The organism is Quadrisphaera granulorum, from assembly GCF_003149145.1.
GTDB classification, from domain to species: domain Bacteria; phylum Actinomycetota; class Actinomycetes; order Actinomycetales; family Quadrisphaeraceae; genus Quadrisphaera; species Quadrisphaera granulorum.
On record NZ_QGDQ01000009.1, the window covers coordinates 58,138 to 75,494 of the forward strand.

Sequence of the window (17,357 nt, forward strand, 5' to 3'; positions counted from 1 at the left end):
ACTAGAGGAGAAGACCCGGTGGCGACGTTCGTCGACCGCGTCGTGGTGCACGTGGCAGCGGGCAGCGGCGGCAACGGGTGCGCATCGGTGCACCGCGAGAAGTTCAAGCCGCTCGGCGGTCCCGACGGCGGCAACGGTGGACGCGGCGGTGACGTCATCCTCGAGGTCGACACGTCCACCACCACGCTGCTCGACTACCACCACGCTCCGCACCGCCGGGCGACCAACGGCAAGCAGGGCGCGGGGGGCCACCGCAACGGCGGCGACGGCGACGATCTCGTGCTCCGCGTTCCGGAGGGCACCACGGTGCGCAGCGAGGGCGGCGAGCTCCTCGCCGACCTCGTCGGGCACGGAACGCGCTTCATCATCGCGGCGGGGGGCCGCGGTGGCCTGGGCAACGCTGCCCTGGCGAGCCCGCGCCGCAAGGCGCCCGGCTTCGCGCTGCTCGGTGAGCCCGGCGAGTCCGCCGACGTCGTCCTGGAGCTGCGGAGCCTGGCCGACGTCGCTTTCATCGGTTACCCGAGCGCCGGCAAGTCGAGCCTGGTGGGGGCGCTCTCCGCGGCGAAGCCGAAGATCGCCGACTATCCGTTCACCACGCTGGTGCCCAACCTCGGGGTGGTCACCGCCGGCGACGAGCGGTTCACCGTCGCCGACGTCCCGGGTCTCATCCCCGGCGCCAGCCAGGGCAAGGGCCTGGGCCTGGAGTTCCTGCGGCACGTGGAGCGGTGCGCCGCGCTGGTGCACGTGCTCGACTGCGCCACCCTCGACCCCGGGCGCGACCCGATCACCGACTTCGACGTCATCGAGGCCGAGCTCGCGGCGTACCCGATCGCTCCCGACGCGACCGGCCCCGCCTCGGTGCCGCTGCCCGACCGCCCGCGCCTGGTGGTGCTCCACAAGGTCGACGTGCCCGAGGCCAAGGAGCTCGCCGAGCTCGTGCGCCCCGAGCTGGAGGCCCGCGGCCTGTCCGTGCTCGAGGTCTCCTCCGCGAGCCACGAGGGCCTGCGGCAGCTGTCCTTCGCGATGGCGGCGCTCGTGCGCCGCGCCCGCGAGGAGGCGCCCGAGCTGCCCGCGCCGCGCGTCATCATCCGGCCGAAGGCCGTCGACGACGCAGGCTTCACCGTCACCCGCGAGGGCGCGCCCGCCTACGCCGAGGCTCACGAGGACGTGGTCTTCCGCATCCGCGGCGCCAAGCCCGAGCGCTGGGTGCGCCAGACGGACTTCGCCAACGACGAGGCCGTCGGCTACCTCGCCGATCGCCTCGCCCGCCTCGGCGTGGAGGAGGAGCTCTTCAAGGCCGGTGCGGTGGCCGGCTCCACCGTGGTCATCGGCCCCGGGGACGACGGCGTCGTCTTCGACTGGGAGCCCACTCTCGTGGGCACCGACATGGCCGTCGGCCCGCGCGGCACCGACCTGCGCCTGGAGGGCACCGGACGCGCCAGCCGCGAGGAGAAGCGCGAGATCTACGAGGAGCGCCGCACCGCCAAGCGCGAGGCCCGCGAGGAGCTGGCCGAGGAGCGTCGGGCCGGTGTCTGGACGGACGCCGGAGACGAGGGGTGAGCAGCGCGGGCGGTGCGAGCGCGACCGGGGCCGCACGGCTGGCCGACCGGTCAGCTCTCGCCGCCGCGGGTCGCGTGGTGGTGAAGGTGGGGTCCTCCTCGCTCACCACGCCGAGCGGCGGCATCGACGATGCCCGGCTCATCGCCCTCGTCAACGCCCTCGCCGAGCGCATCCAGTCGGGCACGCAGGTGGTGCTCGTCTCCAGCGGCGCCATCGCCGCGGGGCTGGGACCGCTGGGGCTGGCCCGCCGCCCGCGCGACCTGGCCACCCAGCAGGCCGCCGCCAGCGTCGGCCAGGGGCTGCTCGTGGCGCGGTACACCTCGGCCGCGGCAGCGCACGGCCTGACCGTCGGGCAGGTACTACTCACCGCCGACGACGTCATCCGCCGCACCCAGTACCGCAACGCCCAGCGCGCGCTGGAGCGGCTGCTGGGGATGGGCGTGCTGCCGGTGGTCAACGAGAACGACACCGTGGCCACCGCTGAGATCCGCTTCGGCGACAACGACCGGCTCGCCGCGCTCGTCGCGCACCTCGTCCACGCCGATGCGCTCGTGCTGCTCTCCGACGTCGACGCGCTCTACGACGGCCCGCCCAGCCGGCCGGGCTCGCGGCGGGTGCCCGTGGTGACGTCCGCGGCCGACCTCGACGACGTCGTCATCGGCGGCAGCAGCTCGGCCGTGGGTACCGGCGGCATGACGACCAAGCTGCAGGCCGCCTCCATCGCGACCGGCGCCGGCATCGCCACGGTCCTAGCGTCGGCGGCGCAGGCCGGGGAGGCGCTGCGCGGCGACGACGTCGGCACGTGGTTCTCTCCCACCGGAGCCCGGCCCCGCACCCGCATGCTCTGGCTCGCGCACGCCGCCAACCCGCTGGGGAGGCTCGTGCTCGACGCGGGCGCCGTTGCCGCGGTGGTGAAGCGCGGTGCGTCGCTGCTGCCGGCGGGCGTGGTGGCCGCCGAGGGCACCTTCGAAGCGGGCGACCCGGTGGACCTGTGCGATGAAACCGGCCACGCCGTGGCCCGCGGCCTGGTCAACTACTCATCGGCAGAGGTGCCCGAGTTGCTCGGGCGCTCGACCCGGGAGCGGCTCGACGCTCTCGGGCCGGGGTACGACCGCGTGCTCGTCCACCGTGACGACCTGGTGCTTCTGCCGCGGCGTCGCCCAGCAGGGCCCGTCGCTCCCTCAGCCTCGAGTAGCCGCGAGCATGCGGTGATGCCGTAGCACCGTGACGCCGTGACACTGCGGTGCCGCAGCACCTGAAGGACGGAGAAAGTCCCGTGGACGACGCCCCGAGTCAGACGAAGCCCCGCCGGCTGGCGCTGGCGCCCGATGTGGCCGAGTCCGATGTGGCCGAGTCCACTGCCGCCGACGACGGCGGTGCGTTCACCGAGTCCGGCCAGGTGTTGCTGTGGCACGTCACCGTGACGTTCGCCGGGCCGAGGCGGCCGCGCCAGCAGCTCCACGCGGCGCTCGTGCGCCTGGTGGAGGCGCAGCCGTTCCCCGCCACCGTCCGCTACAACGACGAGCGCGCTGAGATCAGCTACTGGGACGAGGCGGAGGACGTCGACGACGCCGCCGCGCTCGGTCTGCGTCTGTGGGCCGAGCACCGCCGCACGGCGGACCTGCCGGGCTGGCGCGCCGTGGGCATCGAAGTGGTCGACCGCGCCACCCTGCGAGCCCGTGGAGATCGGACGCCGCCACCCGCAGCCCTTGGCGACGTTCGGCCGTGGTGACCTGGCAGACTGTTCCCGGTCCGATCGTTGCACCCGCCGCCCCTGGCGCTGGTGCCCCTGAACTCCTCGTGGAGGCACCGTGCTCGTCGCCCTGGTCATGAGCGCTGCAGGTTCTGCTGAGGCCGAGCACTCGGGGATGCCCCCCCTCGTCTACGGACTCATCGCGTTCGCCGTCTTCCTGCTGCTGCTGGGGATCACCTGGTCGTTCCGCCACGTCGGCAACCGCCACTGATCACCCCCGGCGCGGTGCCTGCCCCGGAGCGGTCTGCGGGCAGGCCCAGGGTCGGGGTGATGGGCGGCACGTTCGACCCCATCCACAACGGCCACCTGGTGGCCGCAAGCGAGGTCGCCGCTCGCTTCGACCTCGACGAGGTCGTCTTCGTCCCCACGGGTGAGCCCTGGCAGAAGAGCGAGCGCGAGGTCTCCCCGGCCGAGCATCGCTACCTCATGACCGTCATCGCGACGGCGTCGAACCCCCGCTTCACGACCAGCCGTGTCGACGTCGACAGGCCCGGCCCCACCTATACGGTCGACACCCTGTCCGACCTGCGTGCCGAACGACCTGACACCGAGTGGTACTTCATCACCGGCGCTGACGCCCTCGCGCAGATGCTCACCTGGAAGGACGCCGAGCGCCTCGCCGAGCTCGCGAGCCTCGTCGGCGTGACTCGCCCGGGCCACGACCTCGCCGTCCCCGCGGCGGGCTCCTTGCCCGCTGGCGCGGTGCACCTGCTGGAGGTGCCGGCACTGGCCATCTCCTCGACCGACTGCCGCGACCGGGTGCGCCAGGGCCTGCCCGTCTGGTACCTCGTGCCGGACGGCGTCGTGCAGCACATCGCCAAGCACGGCCTCTACCTGTCCTAAGCCCGCGGTCGGGTGCAGCGCCGGGTCCGTGCCATCCTTGGGAAGGTGACTGCCACCCCCCGAGCCGTGGAGCTGGCCGTGGCGGCCGCTCGCGCGGCCTCCGAGAAGGGCGCCACCGAGGTGCTCGCCCTGGACGTCAGCGAGCAGCTGGTGATCACGGACGTGTTCGTCCTGGCTGCCGCCGCCAACGACCGGCAGGTGCGTGCCGTGGTCGACGCCATCGAGGACGCGCTGCACCAGCTCGGCTCCGACGTCGTCCGCCGCGAAGGCATGTCCGAGGCCCGCTGGGTGCTGCTGGACTTCTCCGACATCGTCGTGCACGTCCAGCTCGCGGAAGACCGGCAGTACTACGCCCTCGAGCGCCTCTGGAAGGACGGGCCCTCCATCGAGCTCCCGGAGGACGTCACCGGCCCTCGCAGCGCGTACGACAGCGGAACGGCCGGGATCGCCCGGTGAGCGCGGCCGGCGGTGGCGCTTCGCGACTCGTGCTCTGGCGGCACGGACGGACGACCTCCAACGCCGAGGGCCGCTTCCAGGGGCAGCTCGACATCCCCCTCGACGAGGTGGGGCATGCCCAGGCCCGCGCCGCCGCCGAGCAGATCGCGGCGATGCGCCCGGACCGGCTCGTCAGCTCCGACCTCTCCCGCGCCCGGGCCACTGCGGCGCACCTCGAGGAGCTGACGGACCTGCGTGCCGTGGAAGACCGGGCGCTGCGGGAGCTGCACGCCGGCGCCTGGCAGGGCCTGCTGCACCGCCAGATCGAGGACCACTGGCCCGAGGGGCACCGAGCGTGGCGCTCCGGTGAGGACGTCAGGATCGGCGGGGGTGAGAAGCGCAGCGAGCTGGGCCGACGGGTCGCGGCGTCGCTGGAGCACCACGCGGCCCTGACCCGGGACGGCGGCCTGCTGGTGGCGGCCTCGCACAGCGGTGCCCTGCGTGCCGGTGTGCTGACGCTGCTCGGTCTGCCGCCGGAGGCGTGGGCCAACCTCGCCTCCATCGGCAACGGTCGCTGGGCCGTGGTGGAGCGCCGCTTCGGTCGATGGGTGCTGCGCGGGTACGACCTCGGCCCCCGTGGCGTGGGAGAGGCGCTGGAGGGTCGCACCAACGCCGACGGCGCCCTCTCCCGCTCCGAGGCGGAGCGGTCGGCGGGCGCCGTCGTCTGAGCGGTTCCGGGGCAGTTCCCCCGAGGCAGTTCCCCGGGGGAGACCCCGGGAGCGTCAGTTCTCGAGGATCTTCTCGGAGACCTTGATGCCCACGTGGCGGCCGGGCTCCCAGATGCCGCCGAGGAGCTTCTCGCCGGGTTTGACCTGCGTGAGGTTGCGGACCTCGCCGCCATCGCCCATGACCCGCACGTGCCAGTCGTCCTGGAGGATGACGTTGACGAGCGAGCCGGAAGCCTCGTCGCGGGCTTCCAGCAGGCGCAGCGGGCGTAGCTCGATCTTCACGCGGCCCACGGAGGTGTCGCGGAAGCGACCGGCCGCGTTGACGCCCGAGACGGGCGCCCCTGCCCGCAGGTCGGTGATGTACGACGTCGTGGTGGGGGAGAAGACGTAGGAGTGCACCGCCCCGGCGTTGACCCGGAACGGGCGCAGGTCCATGTACGGCAGGTAGTGCACCTCGGCGCACACGAGGATGCCGCCCGAGGACGTCGATCCGATGATCATGCCTTCGTCGTCGTCGAAGAGCGTCGTGGTGTCGATGCAGCCGCGGTAGCCCATCCCGATCGGCCGTGAGCCCGTCACCGTGAGCGGCACCAGCGGCGCGGTCTGCTCGGCCTGGCGGGCCACCACCTGCGCGGCGACGTCGAGATCGACCAGGGAGGTGGCATCCACGAGCACCCCCGCCGGTCCGGACTCCAGCACCCCGGCCACCGTGGAGGTCTCCGAGCCGCTGGCGAGTGCCTTGAACACCGCGGTGCGGGTGCCCTGGGCACGCGCGAGCAGCAGCTCCAGCGGGATGTTGGTCTCGTCGGTGAAGACCGAGAGGAGGACGTCGACGACGCCGCACTGGTCGGCGGCCTCGTCCATGCTGGCGCCGTCGTCGATGAGGCAGCGCACGCCGAGCCTGCGGCCCTCGGCCAGGGACCGCGCCGCGGTCAACGACCGCACCCCATCGGCGACGACGACGTCGACGGGCACGTCCGCCAGGTCCGCGCCGGACGAGGCCGGTCCGACCAGCACGGCCACGGCCAGCCGCTCGATCGGCTTCCAGCCGTCCAGCTGCTCGGGGCGCACGAGCACGGCGTCGACGGCGGCCGTGCGGACGTGGGCGAGGGCGGCGGCGAGGTGGTCGCCGGACAGGGCCGTGACGTCGGCCCACAGCTCGGAGGTCATGCGGGAGTTCTCCTGTTCAGGGAGCTTCAGGGGCGCGTGAGGTCGAACGACGAGGGCGTGGCCGTGCCGTGCCCATCGGTGCTGGAGCCGGTGCAGTGCACGAGGTCGCGCAACGCGCGGGTGGCGGCGGCGGGGTCGGCGTGAGTGAACACCCAGCGGCCTACGCACAACCCCGCCACACCAGTCAGCAGCGTCTGCCGTGCGGTCTCGAGGAAGTCCTCGAAGGTGGCGCCCTGGCCGGTCTCACCGCCGGCGACGACGACGGGCACGCCGATCATCGTGGCGAGCGCGTGGCTGGTCTCGAGGTCGGGGGAGGTCGCTTTGACGATGTCGGCGCCCATCTCCGCGGCCACGCGCGCGGCGTGCAGTGCCGCTGCCCCCGCCGACCGCGGTCCGCCCGGGCGGACGTAGGTCATGACGAGCAGGGGCATCCCGAACCGCTCGCAGTCGGAGGAGACGGCGCCGAGGTCTGCCAGGGCCGCCCTGTCATCGGCGGCACCGCACCCCAGGGTGACGTGCACGGAGATGGCGTCGGCCCCGAGCGCCACTGCCGACTCCACGCTGCACACCGCCGTCTTGACGTCACCCGCGGGGGAGAGGTTGGTGCTGCCCGACAGGTGCACCAGCAGCGCCGTGCGGCGCTGCACCGGGGCGTGGCGCTTGGCGGTGCCGCGGTGCACCACCACGCCGTCCGCGCCGCCGTCGGCGACAGCCCGCAGCAGCGGTGCCATGTCTCCGAGCCCGGAGTCGAACCCCGTGGTCACCCCGTGGTCGGCGGCCACGAGAAACGTGCGTCCGTCGGGGCCGAACAAGCGGCCCAGCCGACGGTCCTTGCCGGAGATGATCGTCATGGAGCGGTCCCCCCTGGGACGTGCGCGGACATCGGCCGACGTGCGAGCACCACCGTGCACCCTCACCCCGGTTGCTGGAGCAAACCTGTGGCGATCCGACGCGCCGGGCAAGCCAGCACCCCCCATCCGGAGGTACCGGTCGGGACGCGCTACAGTTGCTCCCACGTCCTGAGCGGCGGGTTCCTTCGGGAAGCCCGCGTGACGGTACGGGGCTGTGGCGCAGCTGGTAGCGCACCTCCATGGCATGGAGGGGGTCAGGGGTTCGAATCCCCTCAGCTCCACCCACGAAACATCATGAGCGCCGATCCGCCCGACCGGGCAGGTCGGCGCTCATGCGTTTCCGAAGGTGTGCGGGCGTCAGCGGTGGACGCTGGACATGTCCGGAGACCGGTCCCCGGCGGCGATGCCCACCGGCAGCACGGCGTCGAGGCGAGCGAGATCTTCCGGGGCGAGGCTGATCTCCGTCGAGGCCAGGTTCTGGGCGAGGTACGTGCGCCGCTTGGTGCCGGGGATGGGGACGACGTCGTCGCCCTGCGCCAGTAGCCAGGCGAGGGCAATCTGTCCCGCGGTCACGCCGCGCTCGGCCGCGAGGGAACGCACCTCGTCAACCAGGCGCAGGTTCCGCTGCAGGTTCTCGCCCAGGAAGCGGGGGTTGTGGCGGCGGAAGTCGTCGTCGGCAAAGTCGTCGAGGCTGCGGATCGTCCCCGAGAGGAACCCGCGTCCCAGGCGAGTACGGCACGAAGCCGATTCCGAGCTCGCGGGTGGTCGCGAGGACCCCGTTCTCCTCGAGGTCCCGCGTCCACAGCGACCACTCCGTCTGCACCGCGGTGACCGGGTGGGTGGCGTAGGCACGGCGGATCGTGGCGGGTGCTGCTTCGCTGATGCCGAGGTGGGTCACCAGGCCTGCGGTGACGAGCTCGCCCATCGCGCCCCACGTCTCTTCCATGGGGACGTCCGGGTCGACGCGGTGCTGGTAGTAGAGGTCGATGTGCTCGACGCCGAGGCGGGTCAGGCTCTCTTCGCGCTCCGTGCGCACGTACTCGGGGCGACCGTTGATGCGGCGGGTGCCGTCGGGCAGGCGCTCGTTGCCGAACTTGGTAGCCAGCACCACTTCGTCGCGGCGGGAGGCGATGGCGTGCCCGATGAGGCGCTCGTTGGTGAAGGGGCCGTACATGTCGGCGGTGTCCAGGAGCGTGCCGCCCGCGTCGAGGAAGGCGGCGATCGTGGCGAGGGACTCCTGTCATCGCCGGATCCATAGAACTCGTTCATGCCCATACAGCCCAGGCCAAGGGCAGAGACGGTGAGCGTGCTCCCGGAGCAGGCAGAGCCAAGAGTTCGGGTGGGCAACGGAGTGGTGTGCAGGTTCGTCATGCCTCGACCCTCGACCTTCGAGTGCACTCGAAGTCGAGTGCTCCCCCGAGCGGCATCGCTCGCCTTCCTGGCCGCCGCGATCTCTGCCAGGCTTCGGGGGCGTGAGCTTCGACGGCACCATCAGGTCGAGGGAGAGCACGTCAGCGCGAGCGTTCGGCGGTGGCCGCGGAGTCACCGTGCGAGCCCGGCTTCGCAGGTCGGTGCTCTTCACCTCGGTCGTCGTCGTGGCCAGCCATGTCAACTACATCGCTGGTACGCCCGCTGCCGGGGCCAGCTGGAGAGACGGCGAGCTGGTCTACGGCGTCGAGACGGTCGAACCCATCGGTCGCCAGCCGGCGAGACTGGCCGATGTCGCGACCTTCGTCGCGTCGCTCTCCGTGTTGCTCGTCATGTGGGAGGGACGGCTTCCGGGTGTGGTTCCTGGACTCATCCATGAGCGCCTGGACGAGGGGACAGCGGGGAGGCTGCGGCTACCCATCGGCCGGCGCTGTTGCCCAACCAGAAGGGAGCGGATGGATGATCGAGGTGCGGCCGACAGTGGCGATCCGGCGCCTAGAGTGGGTTTTGGAAGGGCTCGACAGCAAGCCTGGTTGGGGTGCCGACGCTGCCGTCGTGATGGCTCCCGCCTTCGCCGATGTCGTGCCGCCGGAGATGTTCGTCAACGCCTACCAGCGGCGCGCCGAGCGCTTCGCCCCGGTCACCGTCGTTGCTCTGGAGGCTGACGGCGATTACAGCGCACGGGCCAGCGTGGCCGACGTGGAGGGTGCGATCTCGGTTGTGCACTGTCACGTCGAGGAAGCCGAACCGCACCGGATCACCCGTACGTGGATGCTCGGATATGTCCCCGACGGCCTCACGGATCGGCTTCCGGTCGTCTTTGGCGTCGATGATGTCCCGAGTGCGCGTGCCGTCGACGGTGGCTCCCGCCTGGTGGTGATGACCGGGGTGCCCGGCAGTGGCAAGAGCACCATCGCCGACGAGGTGGGGCGCGTCCTGGGTGACCCGGTCTTCGCGATGGACTGGCTGCTTGGCGCCTTGACGCCGTTCGGCGGTCACCACCTGAAGCACACCGGCGAGATTGCGGACGAGCTGCTGACCACGCTGGCCTTCCGGCAGCTGGTTGCCGGGCAGTCCTCGATCTTGGACGCCCCCGCCGAGGACGCCGCCACACGGGAGCGCTGGATCAGCATGGCGAAGGCGGCCGGAGCCCGGCTGCGCGTCGTGCACTGCGTGTGCACCGACCTCGAACTGCACCGCTCCAGGGTTGAGGGACGTCGACGAGGCATCCCCGGTTGGTACGACGCCGGGGACTGGGGTGATGTGACGACGCGCATGGCCGCCTTCACCCCATGGCCCGCCGCCACGCTCACCCTGGACACGAGCCGGCCGCTGGCAGACTGCGTCGCTGACGCCGTCGCGTTCATCACCCGAGGCACGTAGACGTGTAAGCCCGGCGCGACCGCCGGGTCGCCTACAGCCTGACCCCTCGCCAACTGCCTTCGGCCCGGCCGGAGCGTGAGGTCCCCAGCGCCTTCTGCCAGCAGCTAGGAGAGTCCCTGCTTGCCATAGCGGGCTTGGGCGACCCAGAAGACCAGCTTGCGAGGTCGGTCATGCCCTGACCCTCGACCTTCGATCGCACTCGACGTCAAGCGTCAGCCGGGCAGAGGGGTCATGTCCCAGGTGTCTTCGTTGCGAACGTAGGAGAGCCTCCGGCTCGCGGCGGCGGGGTTGGACACCCAGAAGGTCAGCCGGTGGGGTGTCACGGCGAAGCCCGCCCACGAGTCGGGGGGCGTGAACGCGGGCGCGTCTGGTCCGCCGTGGGCCTCGAGGAACGCTGCCCACCGGGCTCGCCGCTCCCCGAGGGGCAGGCTCGCGAAGTCCGGTGTGTTCTGCCAGGCCAGCTGCTGCAGGTACGGCGACCGCAGCCGGTACGCCGCGTCGGCCTCCTCCTGGTTGCAACGGGCGGCGGTGCCGTGGACGACGAGCTGCCGCGTGAACCCGGGCCAGAGCAGCGTCAGCGCGACCCGGGGGTCCCGCGCCAGCTCGGCCGCCTTGGCGCTCTGCGCGTCGGTGTGGAAGTGGAATCGCTGACCGTCGAAGTCGCTGAGCATCGTCGTGCGAGCGTCGGGGGCTCCGTCGAGGCCGGTCGTCGAGACGGTCATGAGCATCCGGTCCTCGCCGGGCCCCGGCAGCCAGGCCGCGGCCAGCGCGAGGGGGTCCAACCACGGGGTGTCGGACTGGACGGGATCGGTGTCGTGGTCGATGACGGGCACCGGCAGGACGCCGACGACGACGGGTGCCAGCGGAGAGCTGGGCTCGGGAGGCGTCACCCGAACACGAACCCTTCGATCTCGGCCAGCGCCTCGCACACGAAGTCGACGCCCCGGGCGAACAGCTCCGCCCCGTACTCGGCGTTGGCGCCGGTCGCGTCACCGATGACCCCTTCGGGGCCGAAGTCGTCGCTGGTCCACCCGAACATCACGGGCTTGCCGTTGAAACCGATGTGCTTGAGCCCCGCGATGTGCTCCGGCACGTTGCGCGCCGGCATCTCCGGAGCGACGAGGTGCGGCGCCAGGTGCATGACCACCGACGTTTCCGCGAACCCCCCGTGGATGCCCTGACCCCTCTCGTCAGGACGGCCGTCGAGCCCGTCACCGGGGCCGCCGACGCCGGCGGGCATCGAGAAGGTCCGCAGGCCGAAGCGCCGCCGCAGCTCACGGTTGGCCCACCCGAGGAGCATGACGTTGCCGCCGTGCCCGTTGATGAAGACCACCGTGCGCGCGGGTGTCGCCGCGATGGAGCGGCCCAGGTCGATCAGGACGTCGAGGACCGTCGTCCCCTCCAGCCACAGCGTGCCGGGCGCCCAGTGGTGCTCGTCGGACTTCGCACAGGTGATGGTCGGCAGGAGCCAGGCGTCGATGCCCTGCGCGGCCACGCGCTCGACCGCCGCCGTCGCCACCGCTTCGGCCACCAGGGCGTCGGTGCGCAGGGGCAGGTGCGGCCCGTGGTGCTCGATCGCCCCGATCGGCACCACGGCGATCGACCGCTCGGTCAGGAGCGAGGTGAGCGCGGGACCGGACAGGTCCGCCCAGAGACGCGACGCGGGGGCGAACGGGCGGGCCGTCACCGGACTGTTCGTCATCGGATCGCGCCCTTGGTCGGACCCGCGTAGGAGGCGTTGAGCTTGCCGGGGTTGAGCAGCCCGTGCGGGTCGGTGGTGCGGGCCAGCTCCACCGTTTCCGGGAGCCGGAAGTCGACGTTCCACTGGTGCGGGCTGTGCACTCCCACCCCCAGCGCGGTCAGCGCCTCGATGCCGTCAGCCACCTGCTCGGGGCTCTCGTAGACCCCCGCGAGCATGCCGATGGGGTACGTCGAGCTGGCTTCGAGGTGCAGGTGGGCGCCCGGGTAGACGGCGACCACCTCGTCGTAGCGGTCGATGAGCGCATCACCGCCGACCTCGACGTGGAAGTAGACGCCCGGCTCGGACTTCTGCAGCCACTCGATGGGGTGGTTGTAGCTGAGCACCGAGATGGCAGCGGAGACCTGCGGCCCTTCGCGGACGTCCTCGACGCGCCCGCCGCCGTCGCTGATGATCCGGCTGGCCTCCTCGACGAGGGCGACGTCGAGGATGGCGCGCAGCGAGCTGCGGCCCTCGGGGAAGGCGGGGTCGGGCGGGAGCTGCGCCGAGACCTGCGGGTCGTCGGCGGAGACCAGGCGTGGGTGCGGTCGCAGGGCGCCCAGCTGCCGCAGGACGGTCCTCGCCCCCGCGAAGTCGGGGAAGGAGGCGTACACACCGCGCCACTCCTGCAGGGGTTCGAGCCGCACGGTGGCCCGGGCGATGATCCCCGCCGTGCCGTAGTTGTGCACGTAGCCGAGGGCCTCGTCCCCCTCGACGTGGACGAGCGCGCCGCCGGAGGCCGGGGTGACGACGTCCAATGCGACGACGAACCCCTGGTGGTTGGCCCCGTGCGCGATCGACCCGGTGCCGCCGGAACCGCCGGAGAGGAAGCCCCCGATGCTGGAGTGCACCGTGGAGGGGTACATCCACAGCTGCTGACCGTGCTGCCGGGCTGCCTGCTCGAGCGTGGCCATCGGCGCGCCGGCCTCGGCGGTGATCCACCCGTCGCCGACCGCCACCACGGCGCGCGCCCGGGACATGTCGAGCACCAGGCCGCCGGGCATGGGGATCGCCTGGCCGTAGTTACCGGTGCCCTTGCCGCGCGGGGTGATGGGGGCTCCGTGGGCGACAGCCAGCCGCACGACGTCGGCGATCTGCTCCGCCGTCGTCGGGAACGCCACGAGGTCGGCCACGCCGAGCGGCAGCTGCTCGGCGATGATCGGCGACATCCGGGCGCCGTCGACGGACGCCTTCTCCCGCTGGCGCAGGTCACTGGAGACACCGCGCGGTCCGAGCAGGGCAGCGAGGTCCGCCTCGAGCGCCGCGTAGTCGGGAGCTGGTGTGCCCGTGACGTGCTCGAGCACGTCAGGTGAGGTCGCGCGGTTCATGGGCAGTGCCTTTCGGGTGTCGTAGCCTCGCCGAATGACGGACGTCGTCTCTGCGGGTCAACTCGCCTCCGGATCGGAGTCGATGGAGGAGCCGGGGGCGTCCGCCGCTGAGGACGGACCCACCTCGGCCGCTCGCGCCCTGGGGGCTCGGATCCGCGCGCTCCGCCAGGACCGCGGAATGACGCTGGCCCAGGTGGCGGCCCAGGCGGAGCTGTCGCACTCGTTCCTCAGCCAGGTCGAGCGTGGGCTCGAGCGGATGAGCATGACGTCGCTGTTCCGCGTGGCCCAGGCTCTGGGGACGACGCAGCAGGCGCTCCTCACCGACGACGTCGCCGCGGGCCCCCGGGCGTCCGGCGCGTTCCACGTCTTCCGTGCGAACGAGCCGACACCTCTCGACGCGGGCGGCAACCCCGCGCGGGTGCTCGCGCGTGACCACCCGCGCTTCGTGCCCATGCTCACGTCGGGCACCTTCACCGAAGACCTGTGGTGGGTGCACGACGAGGACGAGTTTGTCTTCGTGGTCGACGGTCGGCTGATCATGATGCTGGGAGACGAGGAGTTCGTCATGGAGAAGGGTGACGCCGTCTACTACCAGGGGGGCGTACGGCACCGCTGGCGCACGCAGCCGGGCGAGACGGCGAGCGTGCTCAGCGTCAAGGAGGGCGGCGTCTTCTGCCGGTGACATCGCTGATCGTGACGCCGACGCCGTCGTCACGAGCCTCCTCCGAGCTCTCGCGCCACGGTGGCCAGCGCGGTGGCATAGGCCACCTCGTGCCCCCGGCGTACGCCGCCGGCCACCACCACTCCGCCGACCTCGCCGCTGTCGAGCAGCGCGCTCCCGTGCGCCACGGCGAGCCGGACGCCCTCCGCGCGGACGTCGCGGGCCGCGAAGAGCCGGTCGAGGAAGCCGGTGGTGAGCTTGGCGGCGTGGAAGGACGCGAGCAGCTCGGCCCCTTCTCTGTCGACGACGAGGGGAACTCCGGGCAGAACGGGCACGGTGGCGCCGGCGTCTCGGCACCGCGCCACGAAGGCGAGCTCGTCGTCGACGTCTCCGGCGTACTGGGTGAAGCACAGCTGGCCTCCCGCGCGCTGCTTCTGCGCGACGCGGGCGCCCCGCGAGGCAACGTCGGGCGCAGCGGGTGACTCCGCGAAGGAGGCGAACAGCCCGAGAGCTCGGGCGCGCGGCAGCATCGTCGTCGATTCGAGGTCGAACACCGGCCGCGCGTCGGGGCGGTCGCCGGTGCGTGTGTGGTCACCGGTGACGCAGTGCACGCCCGCCGCGCCGAGGGCGGCCAGGGAGGCGAGTTCGGCGTCGGTCGCCGTCCGGTTGCGATCCCGGGACGTGACCCCCATCCACACGCGCAGGCCGGTCGCCGCGATGAGAGCCGCCCGGTAGGACGGCGGGAACTGCACGCGCGCACGTCCCGCGTCACCGGACAGGACCGCGTCGACACTCCCGGCCAGTTCCGCGGCCGTGGGAGCGACGGTCTGCGAGCTCATGGCCCGCGCCGGGATGCCGGTGAGGACCAGAGGACGACGGCGGGCGATCGCCTGCAGCTCGCGGCCGGCTCGGGTCGCCACGTCCTTGCCGCCGCCCGCGGCGCTCGGCGTCCAGGGCACCGGGAGACTGCGGCGCAGGAACACGCACGTGGTGGGGGCCACCTCGCACGTGTCGTCGGGGTTCACCCCGCCGCACGGCCCGTAGGTCATGGACTTGGGACAGTCGGGTGCTCGCGCCAGCAGCGGAGCAGATGTCACGGGAGTGCTCACGCGGCGGGCTCCACCCGTGGCGGGGGCGGTACCCGCTCGAGGTGCTCCCGCAGCTGCGTCGCCATCCTGACGAGGACGTCGACCGCGCCCAGACCCTGTGTACCCAGACCCGTCGGGTCGGTGTCGTCGACGAGAGCCGAGAGGTGAACACCGCTCACCCCCGGTGCGGACAGCACCAGCTGGGCCCACGCGGTGGCCACGTGGACGGCCGCCGCGTCAGTGGTCACCACCGGCACCGACACGAGCACCGGGAGCGCAGCACCGGTCGCGGCGAGCGCGTCGGTGAACGTCGCGAGGTCGGCCAGGTCACCGTTGAGGTCCACGATGACGAGCTCCGCCCCGGCGCTGGCCTTGAGCGCGAGGCGGGAGGGACGGCAGGACGACGGGGGAGCGGCCGGACGCTCGACGACGGCGACGAACAGCCCCGCGCGGCGGGCCAGAGCCGCCAGACGCGGCGAGTCGAGGTCGAAGACGGGCTCCGTCATCGTCGCCGTCGTCGTCCCGATCCTGGAGGTGCCGGGTAGCCCGGCCGAGGACGAATGGTCACCCGTGACGGCTAGGACCCCCGCGACGCCGATGTCGGCGAGTGCGGCGAGCTCGCCCTCCAACGCCACGCGGTTGCGGTCTCGGCAGGTCAGAGCCGACAGGACCGTCGCCCCGGTGCCGGCCAGGAGGAGGGCGGTGTGCGAGGGGCTGAGGGTGGTCCCCAGCCCCTCGCTCGTCACCACGGCGCTCATGGCGCTCAGCCTCGACCCCGCCTCGGCGATCAGCCCGGGGTCGCGGGACCGCACAGGGAGGCCGGCGGTGATGACCCCGCCGGTCGTCACCGCCTCGGCGAACGACGTTGCTGCCGCACCACGGGGAATGGTCGCGAGGGCGTCACCGCTCTCCCGAGCGCTCGCGGGCGCCGACACCAGCTCGGGAGCGAACCCGAGATCGCGCAGGTGGTCCGCCGCGGCGGCGAACGAGCACGTCAGACCTGGCACTTCACAGCCTCCGTCTGCTCGGACGCCGCCGCACGGGCCGTAGACCATGCGCTTGGGGCAGCCTGCAGCGGCTTGGTGCAGCCCCGGGCGCAGTCTCGGGTGGGTCGTCACGGCATCTTGATGGAGGGGTCGATGAACTCGTTGGTGTAGAGCGCGGAGGGGTCGATCTTCGAGGCGGCGTCCTGCGTCATGCTCCCGGAGGACACGAGGAACGGCGTGAAGTCCTTGACGATCGCGGACATCCGGTCGGGGTCGAACTGGCCGAAGACACCGGACGCCGGGTCGTTGACGACGATGCCGAGCTTCTTCTGCTGCTCGACCGAGAAGTTCGCGACGCCCGCGGAGTAGGTCCACCCCGTGTCGTACTTGGTGACCAGGTCAACGATGACGGCGTTGGCGTGCGCGGGGGAGCTCAGGTAGTCGATCTGCGACTGCTGCATGATCGGCACGAGCTTCTTCAGGCAGTCTGCCTTGTCGGTGACGTCGGCCTTCCGCACCGCGAGGGGCTCGGGGTAGATGGTGTAGCCGACCTCGGAGAGGAGCTGGTAGCTGACGTCCTTGCCCCACTGCGAGATCTCGTTCTTGTAGATGTAGGGCTCGGCGGTGGCGAAGCCCTGCTGGAGGATCTTCGGGTCCGAGACGAACCGTTGCGGAGTGCCCTCGTAGCTGGTGTCGATCTGCGCCTGGGTGATGATCCCCTGCGACAGCAGCAGGTTCGGGAGGACGTCTCCGGAGGTGACCACCGGGTCACCGCCGGCTGCGGCTTCCTTGATGGTCTTCGCGCCGGGGTGGCTGGCCGGGTCCCACATGAGGATCTGGGGGCTGTAGGTCATCTGCGAGGCGACGGCCACGGTCGGCTGGTCGGCGTCGGCGACGATGGCGGCGTCGGTGTTGACGGCGCCGATCAAGATGTCGGGGTCGAGGTACATGAGCGCCGGCACCGGCTGGAAGTTGGTGTTGGGACCACCGGGGCGGACCTCGATCTTCACGCCCGTGTCGGTGCCGTTGACGACGAGCGGTCCCGTGACGGACTTCTTGTCCGTGTCGACCGTGTACCCGTCGCCGACGAGGTTGTACATCGCGCCGTGCTCGGCCTCGGGCTGCCAATCCTGCTGCATGACGATGGTGGACGGGCAGACGCCGGAGAGGTCGAGCGGACCGCCCTTCTCCGCGGGAGTAGCGGTACTCGTCGTCGACGGTGCGGCCTCGGAACTGCTGTCGGAGCTACCGCATCCCGCCACGGCGAGCATGCCGATGGTGAGGGCGCTGGCGGCCAGCACGCGCGCGGTCGGCCGGCGGGTCGGCGTGCGGGTCGGCGTGCGGGTCGGCAGGGGAGTGGTGTGGCTGGTCGGTGACACGGATGTCCTCCTGGAGGGGTCGCGCG

At 72.0% G+C, this 17,357-nt stretch carries 17 protein-coding genes, 1 tRNA gene and 1 pseudogene; 10 read left to right on the top strand and 9 right to left on the bottom strand.

Features of this window, described 5'->3' with window-relative positions; translation table 11 throughout:
* Positions 1–18: 18 nt before the first annotated feature.
* From obgE to BXY45_RS08905, 7 genes are all read left to right on the top strand, one after another.
* Entirely contained in the window at positions 19–1,560 is a 1,542-nt protein-coding gene (gene obgE / locus BXY45_RS08880; RefSeq protein WP_109773975.1) for a GTPase ObgE, read from the top strand.
* Entirely contained in the window at positions 1,557–2,780 is a 1,224-nt protein-coding gene (gene proB, locus BXY45_RS08885; RefSeq protein WP_245961712.1) for a glutamate 5-kinase, read from the top strand. The genes obgE and proB overlap by 4 nt, the downstream gene beginning before the upstream one ends.
* Positions 2,781–2,836: 56 nt before the next feature.
* Positions 2,837–3,292, top strand: a complete 456-nt coding sequence (locus BXY45_RS08890) for a hypothetical protein (RefSeq protein ID WP_109773976.1) — start codon at positions 2,837–2,839, stop codon at positions 3,290–3,292.
* Positions 3,293–3,371: 79 nt separating this feature from the next.
* Positions 3,372–3,524: a hypothetical protein gene (locus tag BXY45_RS23180; RefSeq protein ID WP_170131399.1), complete on the top strand. Its 153-nt coding sequence runs from the start codon at positions 3,372–3,374 to the stop codon at positions 3,522–3,524.
* 59 nt (positions 3,525–3,583) lie between these two features.
* Positions 3,584–4,156 carry a nicotinate-nucleotide adenylyltransferase gene (nadD, locus tag BXY45_RS08895; RefSeq protein WP_211319383.1) on the top strand — a complete coding sequence of 191 codons (573 nt, stop codon included), beginning with the start codon at positions 3,584–3,586 and terminating at the stop codon, positions 4,154–4,156.
* Between the two features lie 45 nt (positions 4,157–4,201).
* Positions 4,202–4,612, top strand: coding sequence for a ribosome silencing factor (gene rsfS, locus BXY45_RS08900; protein WP_109774055.1), 411 nt, complete (start codon positions 4,202–4,204; stop codon positions 4,610–4,612).
* A complete protein-coding gene (locus tag BXY45_RS08905; RefSeq protein WP_170131400.1) occupies positions 4,609–5,319 on the top strand; it encodes a histidine phosphatase family protein in 711 nt (236 codons plus the stop codon). The genes rsfS and BXY45_RS08905 overlap by 4 nt, the downstream gene beginning before the upstream one ends.
* Positions 5,320–5,373: 54 nt before the next feature.
* Here BXY45_RS08905 and BXY45_RS08910 read toward each other — a convergent pair whose 3' ends face one another.
* The gene (locus tag BXY45_RS08910; protein ID WP_109773979.1) at positions 5,374–6,489 is read right to left on the bottom strand and encodes a 3-dehydroquinate synthase II domain-containing protein; all 1,116 of its coding nucleotides are present in this window, start codon (positions 6,487–6,489) and stop codon (positions 5,374–5,376) included.
* Positions 6,490–6,515: 26 nt separating this feature from the next.
* Positions 6,516–7,340 (bottom strand): beta/alpha barrel domain-containing protein, encoded by an 825-nt coding sequence (locus tag BXY45_RS08915; RefSeq protein WP_170131401.1) that lies wholly within the window; start codon positions 7,338–7,340, stop codon positions 6,516–6,518.
* A gap of 208 nt (positions 7,341–7,548) precedes the next feature.
* Here BXY45_RS08915 and BXY45_RS08920 point away from each other — a divergent pair.
* Positions 7,549–7,621 (top strand) — tRNA-Ala (locus BXY45_RS08920).
* A gap of 76 nt (positions 7,622–7,697) precedes the next feature.
* On the opposite strand, the pseudogene BXY45_RS24690 reads toward BXY45_RS08920, so the two are convergent.
* Positions 7,698–8,711: pseudogene (locus tag BXY45_RS24690) on the bottom strand (aldo/keto reductase).
* Positions 8,712–9,227: 516 nt separating this feature from the next.
* Between BXY45_RS24690 and BXY45_RS08930 the strand changes: the two are divergent.
* The gene (locus BXY45_RS08930; protein ID WP_170131402.1) at positions 9,228–10,151 is read left to right on the top strand and encodes a P-loop nucleotide/nucleoside kinase family protein; all 924 of its coding nucleotides are present in this window, start codon (positions 9,228–9,230) and stop codon (positions 10,149–10,151) included.
* A 212-nt stretch (positions 10,152–10,363) separates the two neighbouring features.
* Here the strand turns inward: BXY45_RS08930 and BXY45_RS08935 are convergent, their stop codons facing one another.
* Genes BXY45_RS08935 through BXY45_RS08945 form a run of 3 tightly spaced genes read right to left on the bottom strand, consistent with a single transcriptional unit; the run spans position 10,364 to position 13,217 of the window.
* Complete coding sequence (locus BXY45_RS08935; protein WP_211319385.1) at positions 10,364–11,041, bottom strand: pyridoxamine 5'-phosphate oxidase family protein; 678 nt, start codon at positions 11,039–11,041, stop codon at positions 10,364–10,366.
* Entirely contained in the window at positions 11,038–11,853 is an 816-nt protein-coding gene (locus tag BXY45_RS08940) for a creatininase family protein (protein WP_109773982.1), read from the bottom strand. Before BXY45_RS08940 ends, BXY45_RS08935 begins: the two co-directional genes overlap by 4 nt.
* The gene (locus tag BXY45_RS08945; protein WP_109773983.1) at positions 11,850–13,217 is read right to left on the bottom strand and encodes an FAD-binding oxidoreductase; all 1,368 of its coding nucleotides are present in this window, start codon (positions 13,215–13,217) and stop codon (positions 11,850–11,852) included. The genes BXY45_RS08940 and BXY45_RS08945 overlap by 4 nt, the downstream gene beginning before the upstream one ends.
* A gap of 34 nt (positions 13,218–13,251) precedes the next feature.
* Here BXY45_RS08945 and BXY45_RS08950 point away from each other — a divergent pair, with 34 nt between their 5' ends.
* Entirely contained in the window at positions 13,252–13,899 is a 648-nt protein-coding gene (locus tag BXY45_RS08950) for a helix-turn-helix domain-containing protein (protein ID WP_109773984.1), read from the top strand.
* A 29-nt stretch (positions 13,900–13,928) separates the two neighbouring features.
* Here the strand turns inward: BXY45_RS08950 and BXY45_RS08955 are convergent, their stop codons facing one another.
* The 3 genes from BXY45_RS08955 to BXY45_RS08965 are packed head-to-tail and all read right to left on the bottom strand — an operon-like array spanning position 13,929 to position 17,331.
* The gene (locus BXY45_RS08955) at positions 13,929–14,987 is read right to left on the bottom strand and encodes a methylenetetrahydrofolate reductase C-terminal domain-containing protein (protein ID WP_211319386.1); all 1,059 of its coding nucleotides are present in this window, start codon (positions 14,985–14,987) and stop codon (positions 13,929–13,931) included.
* Entirely contained in the window at positions 14,984–16,084 is a 1,101-nt protein-coding gene (locus tag BXY45_RS08960; RefSeq protein ID WP_211319387.1) for a methylenetetrahydrofolate reductase C-terminal domain-containing protein, read from the bottom strand. The genes BXY45_RS08955 and BXY45_RS08960 overlap by 4 nt, the downstream gene beginning before the upstream one ends.
* Positions 16,081–17,331, bottom strand: coding sequence for a hypothetical protein (locus tag BXY45_RS08965; protein ID WP_211319388.1), 1,251 nt, complete (start codon positions 17,329–17,331; stop codon positions 16,081–16,083). The genes BXY45_RS08960 and BXY45_RS08965 overlap by 4 nt, the downstream gene beginning before the upstream one ends.
* Positions 17,332–17,357: the final 26 nt, after the last annotated feature.